The sequence below is a fragment of the Rhodococcus sp. USK10 genome (assembly GCF_019378875.1).
Taxonomy (GTDB): Bacteria; Actinomycetota; Actinomycetes; order Mycobacteriales; family Mycobacteriaceae; genus Rhodococcus_F; species Rhodococcus_F pseudokoreensis.
The window spans coordinates 7406310-7421268 of sequence record NZ_CP076048.1 but is presented as its reverse complement, the minus strand read 5'-3'; the positions used below and the strand labels follow the sequence as shown (position 1 = coordinate 7421268).

At 70.0% G+C, this 14959-nt stretch carries 1 protein-coding gene (running past one end of the window); it reads right to left on the bottom strand.

The features are described 5' to 3' along the window. On the bottom strand, nucleotides 1-14959 hold the 5' portion of the coding sequence (locus I1A62_RS40815) for a non-ribosomal peptide synthase/polyketide synthase (protein WP_374710853.1). It extends 18767 nt beyond the left edge of the window; 14959 of the gene's 33726 nt are visible here — the first part of the coding sequence; its start codon is at nucleotides 14957-14959; the stop codon falls past the left edge of the window.

Genomic DNA, 14959 nt, shown 5'->3' with positions numbered 1-14959 from the left:
GAAGGACGTGGTCGCGTTCCCCGAGTTCGAACAGGGCGGCGCGCACCGGGACGTCGGCGGTGACGTCGAAGCCAGCCGACGCCAGCGTGACGACCCGCTCCCGCAGTTCCTGCTCGCCGGCCACGCGGACCACGTCGAGTTCGGACTGCGTGTCGGACGCGGACAGGACGACCTGGTAGGGGCCGTCGACGGAATCCGGGTACACCGTGCGCAGCGATTCGTGGCGGGCCACGACGTCGGCGATCGCCGACCGCAATGCGTCGACGTCCAGTGCGCCGGTGAGCCGGAGCGCCAACGGGATGTTGTACTCGGCCGATTCGGGGTCGAATCGGTTGGCGTACCACATCCGCTGCTGCGCCAGCGACAGCGGCAGACGGTCCGGGCGCGGTCCGGCGGTGACGGGCGGGCGGGCGCCGCCGTCCACGCCGAGCGCTTCCAGCCTGCGGGCCAGCTGCTCCACCGTGGGGGCCTCGAAGATCTCGCGGACCGGAGCGTCGATTCCGACGGCCTCGTTGATCCGCGCCATCACGCGGGTGGCGGCGAGCGAGTTGCCGCCGAGCGTGAAGAAGGAGTCGTCGGCGCCGACCTGGTCGACACCGAGCACCTCCGCGAACACCGCGGCGACCCGCTGTTCGAGAGCGGTTCCCGCGGCACGGAACTCGCGATCCTCCGCCAGGAACTCGGGCTCGGGCAGCGCCCGGCGGTCGAGTTTGCCCACCGGGGTGAGCGGGATCGCGTCGAGCGTCACGACCGTCGACGGCACCATGTACGTGGGAACGAACTCGCCCACGAAGTCCAGCACCGCGGTCACGTCCACCTCGGCGCCCGGCGCCGGGAGGACGTACGACACGAGGACCGAATCCCCGGACGGCCCGGGCAGCACCGACGTCGTCGCGAAGTCGACGGCGGGATGCTTGGCCAGCACCGCGTCGATCTCACCGAGTTCGATACGGAACCCGCGGACCTTGACCTGCTGGTCCGAGCGGCCCACGTAGTCGACGGTCAGCGCGCCGTCCGCGTCCTTCTTCCAGCGCACGACGTCGCCGGTGCGGTACATCCGGTCACCCGGCTCGCCGTAGGGGTTTGCCACGAAGCGTCCCGCGGTGAGCGGCGTGCGCCGGTGGTAGCCGCGGGCCAGTCCGAGGCCCGACAGATAGAGGTCACCTGCGATACCGACCGGGACGGGCCGGAGCCGGTCGTCGAGGACCAGCGCGCTGGTGCCGCGGATCGGACCACCGATCGTGACCGGACCGTCGGCGGCCATCGGGTCGCTGATGTTGGTCATGATCGTGGTCTCGGTGGGACCGTAGCCGTTGAACAGCGAGCGTCCGGGCGCCCAGCGGGCCGCGAGTTCCGCCGGGACGGCCTCGCCGCCGGCGACGACGAACTGGAAGTCGTCGAGCCCGGACGGATCCACGGAGGCCAGCGCCGAAGGCGTGACGAAGCCGTGCGTGACGCGGTGCTCGCGTAGGAACTTCGCGAACTCGGGTCCGCCGTACACGTCGGTGGGAGCGATCACCATGGTGGCGCCGGCGCCGACCGCGAGGAGCAGTTCGAGGACGGACGCGTCGAAACTCGGCGACGCGAAGTGCAGCGTCCGCGAGTCGGTCGTCACCGAGTAGCGCTCACGCTGTTCGGCGGCGAAGTTGGCGAGACCCCGGTGGGTGACGACGACGCCCTTGGGCTGCCCGGTGGTGCCGGACGTGTAGATCACGTAGGCGCTGTTGGCCGGGGTGACCGCCGTGCGGCGCTCCGCCTCCGCGACGGGAGCCGTGGAGTAGCGCGCCGAGGCGTCCACGAACTCGTCGCTGTCGAGGACCAGCCAGTCGACGTCCCGAGGAAGCCGGCCGACCTCGGAGCTCACGGAAAGGCCCAGCGTCACACCGGAATCGGTGACCATGTGGGCTATCCGCTCGTCCGGGTAGCCGGGGTCGATCGGCACGTACGCACCGCCGCTCTTGGCGACGGCCCAGATGCCGACGATGGACGGGATCGAGCGGGTGATGCCGAGACCGACGAACGTTTCCGCGCCGACCCCGCGTTCGATCAGGATGCGCGCCACCCGGTTCGAGCGCTCGTCCAGTTCGCGGTAGGTGATGCTGTCGCCGCCCGAGACGATCGCGTTCCCGTCCGGGTGCGCGGCGACCGCGGCCTCGAGCAGTTCGACGAGCGTGGTGGGCGCGACGCCCTCGAGACCGCGGACCGGTGTCAGTTCCTCGGTCTCCGCGGCGTCGAGAATGGGGATGTCCCCCACCGCGAGGTCGGTTCCGCCGCCCGCGACGGCCGTGAGGATCCGCACGAAGCGGTCCGCGAAGCCCTGCACGGTCTCGGCGTCGAAGATCTCGGTTGCGTACCCGAGAACACCGGTGATCCCGGTGGGCGCACCCTCGTCGGACCACAGTTCGCGCAGGTCGACGGTGAGGTCGAACTTGCTGAACTCGACGTCCACGGCACCGGGTGTCGCCTCGAGTCCGGCGAACTCGAGCGACGGGATGCCGTTGACCTGATGGGTCAGCACGACCTGGAACAGCGGCGAGTACGCCGTGGACCGGGTCGGGTTCAGGGCGTCCACCAACTGCTCGAACGGAACGTCCTGGTTGCTGAACGCGGCGAGGTCCTGGGTGCGGACCTGCTCGAGCAGTTCGGCGAAGGAGGTTCCGGGCTCGACCTCGGTCCGGAGCACCAGCGTGTTGACGAACATGCCGACGAGGTTCTCGATCGCCTCGTCGCCGCGACCGGCCACCGCGGCGCCGATCGCGATGTCGGTGCTCGAACTGAGCCGCGCCAGCAGCACGGACAGCGAGGCGTGCAGCACCATGAACAGCGACACGTTGTGCGCCCGCGCGACCTCGCCGAGACGACGGTGCACGTCCTCGTCGACGGAGAAGCCGACGGAGGCGCCTGCCATCGACCGCACCGTCGGGCGGGGGCGGTCGGTGGGCAGAGCCAGGACGTCGGGCACACCCGCGAGGGTCTTCGACCAGAAGTCGATCTGCGCGGCGGCCAGGGAATCGGGGTCGTCCTCGGAACCGAGCACGTCCCGCTGCCACAGCGCGTAGTCGGCGTACTGGACGGGCAGCACCGGCCAGGCGGGCTCCGTGCCCTCCCGGTGGGCCGCGTACGCCGTCATGACGTCGCGGGCCAGCGGCAGCGTGGAGGCGCCGTCGGACGCGATGTGGTGCATGACGAGCACGAGGCCGTGGTCGGTCGCGCCGAGCCGGAACAGGCGGGTCCGGACCGGGATCGTGTCGGTGACGTCGAAGCCGGTGGACCCGAACTCGAACATCCGGTCCCGCAGGTCCTCCTCGCGGACGTCGACCGGTTCGAGAGCGAGGTCGATGTCGGCGGCGGGCAGGATCACCTGGTGCGCACCGGAATCGGAGTCCGGGAACACGGTCCGGAGAACCTCGTGCCGCGCGACGACGTCGGACAGGGCCGCGGCCAGGGCGTCGACGTCCAGTTCGCCGCGCAGTCGCACGGTGAGCGGAACGTTGTACGCGGGTGAGGACGGATCGAAACGGTTGAGGAACCACATCCGCTGCTGCGCGAGCGACAGCGGCAGCGCCTCGGGGCGCGGGCCGGCGACGAGCGCGGGGCGGCGGGAGCCGGTGTGGGCCCGGTCCTCGACGAGCTTCGCGAGGGTCGCGACGGTGGGCGCCTCGAACAGGTCACGGATGCCGACCTCGGTGCCGGTCGCGGACGTGACGCGGGCAGCCACCCGGGTGGCGCTGAGCGAGTTGCCGCCGAGGTCGAAGAACGACTCGTCGACGCTCACCCGCGGCGCGGAGATCACGTCGCCGAAGATGCCGGCGACGACCTCCTCGAGCGCCGTGCGTGGTGCGACGAATTCGGCGGTGCCGGTGGTGAAGACCGGCTCCGGAAGGGCCTTGCGGTCGACCTTGAGATTCGCGTTGAGCGGCATCTCGTCGAGGACCATCACCGTGTCCGGGATCATGTGCGAGGGCAGCACGTCACGCAGTGCGTCCACGGTCGCGTCGACGTCGAGTTCGGTGCCCGCGGTCGCGGTGACGTACGCGACGAGCCGGGGTCCCTGCTCGCTCTCGTGCACGACCACCACCGACTTCTGCACCGCGCTGTGCGCGGTGAGGGCGGACTCGATCTCGCCGAGTTCGATCCGGAGACCGCGGATCTTGACCTGGAAGTCGCTGCGGCCCACGAACACGAGCCCACCGTGGTCGAGTTCGCGGACGCGGTCGCCGGTCCGGTACATGCGGGCGCCGGGCCCCTCGAACGGGTTCGCCACGAAACGCGACGCGGTGGTGCCGAACATGTTGCCGTAACCGCGGGCCAGGACCTGGCCGCCGATGTACAGGTCACCGGTCACTCCAGGCGGCACGGGACGCATCCGGCCGTCGAGCACGTGGTACCGGACACCGCGGAACGCGGTGCCGAACGGGACCGGCCACTTCTCGGCGTCCGCGGTGGAGAGATCCAGTTCGTACGACGAACACGTGACCGAGGCCTCGGTCGGACCGTAATTGTTGAGCAGGCGCGAGTCCGTGCCGATCAGCGCCGTGCACGCCGCCGGCCGCAGCATCTCACCGCCGAGGAGAATCACCTTCAGGTTGGGCAGGACACCCTCGGTGTCCAGTTCGGTGAGGACCTCGAACGCACTCGGCGCCAGGTTGGTGATCTGGACGTCGCCGGTGCCGATCATGCGGAGAATCGGTCCCGGATCGAAGCCGTCGTCGGCGAGGTGGAGCACACCGCCGTACGCGAGCCCCACCCAGATGTTCTTCTGCGTCTGGTCGAACAGCGGTGAGTTCGCGATCAGCAGTCCGGTGCCGTCCTTCACCCGGAGGTCGCCCTGGTACGACTGATAGTTGTTGGACAGACCCAGCATCGGGACCATCGTCGGCTTGGGCCGTCCGGTCGACCCGGACGTCGAGATGACGTGCCCCAGGCGCTTGCCCGCGTGCTCGTCGGACCACGGGTCGTGCGGGAAATCGGTGTCGTCGAGTGAGGCGAGGTGACGCACCGTCTCGGGATCGTCGAGCACGATCGGATGGTCGAGCGCCGCGTTTCCGGTGGGTGCACCGGTGAGCCCGCTCCACGACCGGATGGCCACCACGGCCCGCGTTCCGCTGTCTTCGACGAGTCCCGTGATCCGGTCGATCCCCCACTTCTGGTCGAACGGCGAGTACGCCGCGCCGACCTTCCATGCGGCGATCATCCCGATCACCCATTCGAGCGAGCGCGGGACGATCAGCGCGACGACGTCGTCGGGGCGAACCCCTCGCGAGACCAGTTCGCGGGCGAGCTGGTTGGCGCGACGGTTCACGTCACCGCGGGTGGTCGAGACACCCCCGGCGAGGACGGCGGGAGCCTGCGGGTCGCGTTCGACCCACTCCTGCCAGCGGGTGACGAAGAGTTCGAGCGGCCAGCCCTCAGTCTCCGCCGTCTCCGCCTCGGGTGCGGCGACGATCTCCGGTGCGGGTGCCACGATCTCGATGTCACCGACCAGGGCGTGCGCGTCCGCGATGACCTGGTCGAGGATCGTGCCGAAGCCGTCCTTCCCGTCTTCCGACGGCGGAGCCATCATGATGGTGGGAACCAGACCGGACAGCACGACGGACACGATCGCGTCGGGGCCCATGCCCCGCTCGGACAGCGGAGCCGACATCAGGCGCAGGCGCTCGTCGAACTCGCGGTACGTCACCTGCATGCCGTCGTGGGCGACGGCCACGGCGTCGGGGGCGACGTCGACCGCAGCGGCCAGAAGCTGCGGCAGCTCGCGAACTGTCATCGTGCGGGCAGGTCGCGCTTGGCTCAACTTTGCTCTCTCGTATTCGGTGAGAATGTCGATGTCGCCTACAGCGACACCGGGATCGGTGACGACGGCCTCGAGGATCTTGACGAACCGTTCCGCGATACGTTCGGCAGTGCCGCGCTCGAACAGGTCGGTGGCGAACGTGAATCGTCCGCCCAGACCCGCAGGCCGGCCCGACTCGTCGGCCTTCTCGGTGATCGTCAGCGTGAGGTCGTACTTGGCGCCCTGCGCCATGTCGTCGATCACGCGCACGGTCAGCCCGGGCAGTTCGAGCGCGTCCATCCGATTGTTCTGGAACGAGAGCATCACCTGGAACAGCGGCGAGTAGGCCGCCGAGCGCCGGATCCGCAGCGCCTCCACGATCTTCTCGAATGGCACGTCGGAATTGCCGAATGCCGCCAGGTCACCTTCGCGGACCCGGTCGACGAGACCGGAGAACGAATCTCCGGGGCGCACGTGGGTGCGCAGGACCAGGGTATTGACGAACATGCCGACCAGGTCGTCGAGCGCCTGGTCACCACGTGCGGCGAGCGGGGTGCCGACGGTGATGTCGTCGCTGTTGCTCAGCCGCGACAGCAGCGTCGTCAGCGCCGCGTGCGTCACCATGAAGAGGGACGCTCCACGGTCCTTGCCGACCGCTTCGAGGCCGCGCCGCAACTCTGGGCTGATCGCGAAGTCGATCGAGTCGCCCCGCATCGACTGCCTGGCCGGGCGTACGTGGTCCAGCGGCAGGTCGATCAGCTCGGGCGCCCCGGCGAGGGTGTCCGCCCAGTGCGCGATCTGCTTGCCCGCGAGCGACCGCGTGTCGGCAGGGTCACCGAGGACCTCACGCTGCCAGAGCGCGAAGTCGGGGTACTGCACCGGCAGCGGCTGCCACAACGGGGCGGCGCCCGCGGTGCGCGCGCTGTAGGCGACCATGACGTCCCGTGCGAGCGGCGCCATCGACGCGCCGTCGGCGCAGATGTGGTGCACCACGAGGACGAGCAGGAATTCGCTGTCGCTCGTGGCGAACAGCCGGATCCGCAGCGGGGGCGTGACCGTGACGTCGAATCCCTCGGTGGCGAATTCGGTGAGGGCCGTGGAAAGTTCGGCCTCGGGCACCCGCACGGGCGTGAGGTCGAACGGAACCTGGGCGACGTCGACGACCTGCTGGTACGGCCCGTCGGCGGAGTCCGGGAACACCGTCCGCAGCGACTCGTGCCGCGCGAGAACGTCGGAGACGGCCGACGACATCGCGTCGATGTCGAGTGCACCGGACAGCCGAACGGCGAGCGGGATGTTGTACGCCGAGGACGCCGTGTCGAACCGGTTCATCAGCCACATGCTCTGCTGCGCCATCGACAGTGGTACGCGCGGGGGGCGCGGCCGCGCGACGAGCGCCGGGCGGTCCGAGCCGGTGCCTGCCTGCTCGGCGACCTTGACGGCGAGCCGTTCCACGGTCGGCGCCTCGAACAACTCGCGCACACCCAGACGGGTGCCTGCGGCGGCGTTGAGCCGCGCGACCGCCTTCGTGGCGACGAGCGAGTTGCCGCCGAGGTCGAAGAACGAGTCGGCGACGCTGATCTTCGCGAGCCCGAGCACGTCCGCGAGGACACCGGCGACCAGTTCCTCGGTCGGTGTGCGCGGCTCGACCATCTCGCCCTGGAGGGCGTCGAAATCGGGCTCGGGCAGAGCCTTCCGATCGAGTTTGCCTGCGGTGGTCAGCGGGATCTCGTCGAGGACGACGATCGCGCTCGGCACCATGTGCGCCGGCAGCGTGTCGCCGACGAAGTGCGTCACCTCGGCGACGTCGACCGTGGCGCCCGCGGTCGGCAGCACGTACGAGACGAGGGCGGTCGATCCCGACGGCAGCGACGTGCCGACGGTGACCGCGAACTCGAGATTCGGGTGCGCCACCAGCGCCGCGTCGATCTCGCCGAGTTCGATGCGGAAGCCGCGGACCTTCACCTGGAAGTCGCTGCGGCCCACGTACTCCACCCCGTAGCCGGCGCGGTGCCCGGGATCGACGACGAACCGGACGACATCGCCCGTGCGGTACATCCGGCTGCCGTTCTCGCCGAACGGGTTCGCGACGAACCGTTCGGAGGTGAGGCCGAGACGATCGTGGTAGCCGCGGGCGAGACCGGGGCCCGCGATGTACAACTCCCCTGCCACGCCCACGGGTACCGGGCGCAGGAGTGCGTCGAGAACGTAGACGGTGACGGCGCAGACGGGACCGCCGATCTCGATCCGGTTCCCGGGCACCAGCATGTTGCTGACGTTGCTCATGACGGTGGCCTCGGTGGGACCGTAGCCGTTGTACATCCGGCGCCCCGGCGCCCAGCGTTCCACCAGTTCCGGCGGGCAGGCCTCGCCGCCGACGACGACGACCTCGAGCCGGTCGAGCCCGGCGGGCTCCACCGACGCGAGCGCGGCGGGCGTGACGAAGGCGTGGGTGACCTCGTTGTCCGCGAGGAAGTTCCGCAGTTCCTCGCCGCCGTACAGGTCGGCGGGGGCGACGACCATCGTCGCGCCGCAACCGAACGCGAGCAGCAGTTCGAGGACGGACGCGTCGAAACTCGGGGACGCGAAGTGCAGGGTCCGCGCCTTCGGGCTCACCCCGTAGTGGGTGCGCTGTTCGGCGGAGAAGTTGGCCAGACCCGTGTGGGTGACGACGACGCCCTTGGGCAGACCTGTGGTGCCGGACGTGTAGATCATGTACGCCGCGTGCTCGAGCTGCACCGACGTGGTCCGCTCGGAATCCGTCACCGGCTCCGGCGACTGCGAAGCGCACAGCGACTCGCACTCGGACGAGTCCAGCGCGAGCCAGTCGACACCGGACGGAAGGTCGTCCCGCTGAGCGGACACGGTCAGCCCGAGGACGGCGCCGGAATCGGCGACCATGTGCGCGATGCGCTCGGACGGGTAGCGGGGGTCGACGGGCACGAACGTGCCGCCGGCCTTGGCCACGGCCCACGTTCCGATCACCGAGTGCTGTGAGCGCGTCATCCCGAGCGCCACAGAGGTTTCCGGTCCGACCCCACGGTCGATGAGCACGCGCGCGAGCCGGCTCGAGCGGGCGTCCAGTTCCGCGTACGTCATCGATTCGCCGTCCGCGACGAGCGCGATGCGCTCGCCGTTCTCCGCGGCGGTCGCGGAGAGGATCTCCGGCAGCGACAGCGGCGCGGCGGCCTCGGTGCCGTACGCCGCCAGCAGCGACGCACGCTCGTCGGGCGCGAGGATGTCGATGTCCGCGACGCGCGTGTCGACGTCCCCGGACAACGCCCCGAGCACGCGGACGACGCGCGCCATGATCTCCTCGACCTCGGCGGCCTCGAACAACTCGGGAAGGAACTTGGCGGTCAGGTGCAGCCGCGGGTCGGTCATCGCGACGATCGCCAGTGGGTAGTGCGTGGCGTCGTTCGACGTCACGTCGAGAACGCGGAGACCCGCGATGTCGCTGTTCTTCGTGAGCGCGTCACGGTCGAGCGGGTAGGACTCGTAGACCATGAGGGTGTCGAACAGCGCTCCGAGGCCGAGCCCCTGCTGGATGTCGGTGAGCCCGACGTGATGGTGGTCGAGCAACTCGGTCTGCTCGTGCTGGATGCGGTCGAGCAGGGTGCGGACGGCGTCGCCCGCCTGCACGCGGACCCGCACCGGCAGGGTGTTGATGAAGAGCCCGAGCATCGACTCGATGCCGGGCACCTGCGGCGGACGGCCCGAGACCGTGGTGCCGAACACCACGTCGTCCCGTCCGGTCAGCCTGCCCAGCACGATTCCCCACGCGGCCTGGACGAGCGTGTTCATGGTGACGCCGAGTTCGCGCGAGCGCGCGGTCATGTCGGTGAGCAGGTCGTCCGGCAGATCGATCACGAGCTCACCGGGGGTGAGCACCGGGGCCGTCTCCGTGTGCGCCGGCGCGAGGAGGGTGGGCTCCTCGACGCCGCCGAGGGCCTTCGCCCACGCGTCCACCGACACCTGCGGATCCTGCGCGGACAGCCACTCGAGGTAGCTGCGGTACGGACGCGGCTGCGGCAGTGCCAGCGCGTCGCCGTCCACCGCGTACAGGGTCAGCAGATCCTGGATGAGGATCGGCAGCGACCAGCCGTCCAGCAGGATGTGGTGGTTGGTGACGGCGAACCGGTAACGGTCCGCACCCGTTTCGACCAGCAGGAATCGCACCAGCGGCGGGGCCGTCATGTCGAACCGGTCCGTCCGGTTCGCGAGCATCAGTGCGTCGAGTTCGGCGTCCCGGTCGTGCGCGGACGCGGCCGAGAGGTCGACGTGCGTCCACGGCACGTCCACCCGGTCGACGACCACCTGCATGCCGGTGCCGTCGTCGCCCGCGACGAAGGCGGTGCGCAGGTTGGGATGCCGGGCGACGAGCGATTCCGCGGCGCGGCGGAGTCGGTCGGTGTCGACGGATCCGCCCAGGTCCATGACGAGCTGGGTGGTGTACACGTCGGTGGTGGCACCGGCCAGCGACGCGTGGAACAGCAGGCCCACCTGCAGCGGGGCCAGGGACCAGACGTCGGCGAGCGCGGGGTAGTCGCTCTCGAGGGTGTCGATCCGGCTCTGGCTCAGCGGAACGAGGTCGAGGTCCGACGGCGTCCGGCCGCCGGCTCCCGGCCGCTGCGTGTGCGCGACGAGCCCTTCGAGCGCGCGCGTCCACAGGCCGGTGAGCTCGCCCACCTCGGCGTCCGTGAGGACGCCCTGCGGGAAGTCGACGGTGGCCGAAAGCCGTTGTTCGCCTTCGATGTCCACGATCATCGCGTTGATGTCGAGGGCGAAGTGCACCGGCATCTCGCTGTTGCGGGTGCCGGTCAGTTCCATCGTGTCGGTGTCGGGGACCCAGCCCGCCGCCCGGAATGCGACGGGAATCTCGCCGACCGACACGCGGCCCAGATAGTTGAAGCTGATCTGGGGGCTCGGCAGCGCTGCGAGGACCGCGCGGGTTTCGGCGTTGAGGAACCGCAGCATTCCGTAACCGATGCCGTGCTCGGGTACGCGTGCGAGTTGTTCCTTCACCGACTTGACGGCCTGACCTGCGGCCGCACCGCCGGCGAGGGCGTCGCGGACGTCGACGCCGGGCGCCGACAACCGGACCGGGTACATGCTGGTGAACCAGCCCACCGTGCGGGACAGGTCGGCGCCGGGCAGCACCGTCTCCTCGCGGCCGTGGCCCTCGAGGTGCACGAGCGTCGAGGACTCGGTGATGCCGCGTTCCGCGCGCCACGCCGCGACGGCGAGCGCGAGGGCGGTGAGAAGACCGTCGTTCACACCACCGTGGAAGGCACGCGGCACGTCGGTCAGCAGACCGTCGGTGACGTCCGCCGAAACCTCCAGGCGGACCCGGCCGGTGGTCGAGACAGTGTCGCGGCCGTCGAGGGCCCGCGAACCGATCAGCGGGTCCGCACCGTCCAGCGTGGTGCGCCAGTAGTCGAGTTCGCTCACACGCCGGGCGCTGCGCGCGTTGTCCGCGAGGCCGTGCGCCCAGCGGCGGACCGAGGTCCCGACTGCCGGGAGCAGTGGGTCGGCCCCGGCGGCGATCTGCCCCCAGGCCGACGCGAAGTCGGGCACCAGCACTCGCCAGGACACACCGTCCACCGCGAGGTGGTGGATCACGACGAGCAGGCGTCCCGTCCGCGGGGCACTCTCGGCGTCCGCAGTATCGCCGTCCGCGCCGTCCTGCACTGCGGATTCGGCGGAGTCCTCAGCGGGCGCGAACCAGACGAAACGCACCACGCTGCCGGTGGCCGGGTCCAGCCTGTCCACCGTGCGCTCGAGGGCGTGCGCTGCCAGCGCCTCGAACGTGCCGGTGCCGGGACCGTCGGTGAACTCGACGCGATCGACGAGGCGGTCGACGTCGACCGAGCCGATCGGAGCGACCTCCAGCGACCACCCGGCCGGAGAGTCGTTGCGCCGCAACGACGAACGCAGGGCGTCGTGGCGGTCGACGACGGCCGCCAGCGTGCGCACCAGGCGCTCACGCTCCACCTTCGGCGGCAGCGCGAGGAGAATGGACTGGGAGAACCGGTGGAAGTCGCCGCCCAGCTCCGTCATCCAGTGAACGACCGGTGTGAGCGGCATCGTGCCGATGCCGGCGCCCGGCAGTTCCTCGAGGACGTGCACCGTCGCCGATTCGGACGCGGACTTCGCGACCTCCGCGAGCGAGGCAACGGTCTTGCGTTCGAAGACGTCCCGGGCCGTGAACAGGACGCCGGCTTCCTTCGCCCGGGACACCAGCTGGATCGAGACGATGCTGTCGCCGCCGAGCGCGAAGAACGAGTCGCCGACACTGACGCGCGGCAGACCGAGGACCTCGGCGAACAGGCCGGCGATCGACTCCTCCATGGTGCTGCGCGGAGCCACGTACTCACTGGATTCCGCCGCGAACGTGGGTTCGGGCAGCGCCTTCCGGTCGAGCTTGCCGCTCGCGCCGACCGGCATCTCGGCGAGCACCATGACGGCGTCGGGAACCATGTACGAGGGCACCGCGCGGGCGACGTGGACCGTCAGATCGTCGACGTCCAGCGCCGAAGCCGGCTCGGGAACGACGTAACCGACGAGCCGCTGCCCGAGGGAACTGTCGTGCACGACCACGACCGACTGCGCCACATGAGGATACGAGGACATCGCGGATTCGATCTCGCCGAGCTCGATCCGCAGGCCGCGCACCTTCACCTGGAAGTCGGTGCGGCCGAGGTACTCGATGCTGCCGTCGACGCGCCACTTGACGAGGTCGCCGGTACGGTACAGGCGGGTACCCGCGGCGCCGAAAGGATTGGCCACGAAGCGTTCCGCCGTCAGTTCCGGCCTGCCCTCGTAGCCGCGGGCCACCTGGGCGCCCGCGAGATAGAGCTCTCCCGCAGATCCGATGGGTGCGGGCCGGAGGTGGCCGTCGAGCACGTACGCCTCGGTGTTCCACACCGGGGTGCCGATGGGGATCGTGTGGACGGACTCCCGATCCACCTCGCCCGCGGTGGCGTGCACGGTGAACTCGGTGGGGCCGTACAGGTTGTGCAACTCGGCGCCGGACTTCGCCCGGAACGCTGCTGCGACGGCAGGCGGAAACGCCTCTCCCGCAACGAGAACGACGCGCAGGCTGGCGAGTTGTTCACGGTCGGCCTCGGAGACGAACACCGACAGCATCGACGGGACGAACGACGTCGCGGTGACGTTCTCGCGCGCGATCACGTCGGCGAGGTAGGCGGGGTCGCGATGCCCCTCGGGTGCGGCGATCACCAGGCGCGACCCGGAGGCGAGCGCGGAGAACAGTTCCCATACCGACACGTCGAACGTCGTCGGGGTCTTCTGCAGCACGACGTCGTTCGCATCGAGCCCGTAGCGCGACGCGATCCACGTGACCTGGTTCAGGATCGCGGCGTGGCTCACCGCCACGCCCTTCGGACGTCCGGTGGACCCGGACGTGTAGATGACGTACGCCGGGTTGGCGGCCCGGAGGCCGGCAGTCCGTTCCTCGTCGCGGATCGGGCCCACCGGGACGCCGCTCGAATCCACGGCGTCGATCTCCACGACGTCGTGGACGGCGGGGAAAACGAGTCCGTCCCGCGCGACGGTGAGGATGCACAACGGGCGAGCGCTCTCCAGCACGTACGCGGTGCGCTCGGCGGGGTGGTCGGGGTCGAGGGGCACGTATGCGCCTCCGGCCTTGACGACGGCGTACATCGCGACCATGGAGTCGAGTGAGCGGCGGATCGCGAGGGCGACCTTCGCCTCCGGACCCACGCCCCGGCCGATCAGCGTCCGGGCGAGACGGTTCACCCGCGCGTCGAACTCGGCGTAGGTCAGTTCCTCGCCCTCGAAGACGAGTGCCGTCGCGTCGGGCGTGCGCGCGACCTGGGCGTCGAACAGGTCGACGACGGTGCCGGCGGGCGGGGCCACGGCGTCGCCGTTCCACCTCGTCACGACCTGCTCGTATTCCTCACCGCTCATCGTCGCCAGGTCCGACACCGAGGCGTCGTCGCCGGCGCCGAGGAAGCGCTCGAAGAAGTCGAAGAAGCGGCTGTGGTGACGGTCCAGCTCGTCCGCCGAGTACAGGTTGGGGTTGGCCTCGAAGTCGATGTGGATCTTGCTGCCGGCCACACCCTGGTAGATGTTCAGCGAGAGGTCCTCGACCGGTCCGGTGGTGAGGACGTTCTGGTGTCCGGTGACCGTTCCCAGCTTGATCTCGCTGTGGAACATCATGATGTTGATCGAGGGACCGAAGAAGCCGCGCTGCCCCTGGGGCGCGCCGGCGTCGCGGCGGATGTCCTCGTGCCGGTAACGCTGGCGGCGCAGGGCTCCCGTGAGTTCGATCTGCACGCTCTTGACCAGCTCCGGGACGGTCATCTCCGGGGTGATCTGGAGTCGGAGCGGAACGATGTTCGACACCATTCCGCCGGAGCGGCGCAATGTGGCGGTGGTACGGGCCGACACCGGCAGGCTGAGGACGACGTCCGTCCGGTCGGTCATGTGCGCCAGGTACGCGGCGAACGCGGCCACCACGATGGGCGCGGAGCTGGCGTTGCTGCCGCCCAGCGCCTCGTCGAGAAGGGTGGCGGTGGACTCGGGCAGCGCTTCGGAGGAGAGCCGCGCGAACTTGCCGACCATCGCCGCGCGACCGGCCAGGCTCGGGGCCTCGGGCAGGTGCGCGGTGCGTTCGGCCCAGTATTCGCGGTCCTTCGCGAACCGGTCGGAATTGCGGTACCGCTGCTCGTCCTCGACGATCCGGACCAGGTCCTCGGCGCGGCAGGCCGGCGGCTCGGCGCCCTCGACCAGCGCCGTGTAGATCTCGGCGATACGCGCGATCAGCGCCATCGCGCCGAAACCGTCGAGCGCGATGTGGTGGATTCGGCAGAACCAGAAGTAGTGGTTCTCTCCGACGTGGAGCAGGTAGACCACGACGAGGCGGTCCTCGAGCAGGTCGACGGGGGCGCTGTAGTTGGCCCGCATCCACTTCTCGGCGGCGTCGACGGAATCGTCCTCGCCCCGCAGGTCGACGTAGGTGATGGCGTCGTCGAGGGACTTGTCGACGTACTGGTGGGGCATCCCCTCGATCTCGACGAGACGGAGGAAGCCGGAGCCGAACTCCCGGCCGGTGCGGACGGTGGCCTCGGTCAGGAGGTCGAGGTCGATGTCGCCGCGAAGCTCGATGTACTGGGCGATAGTGAGGGGAACGTCGCCCAT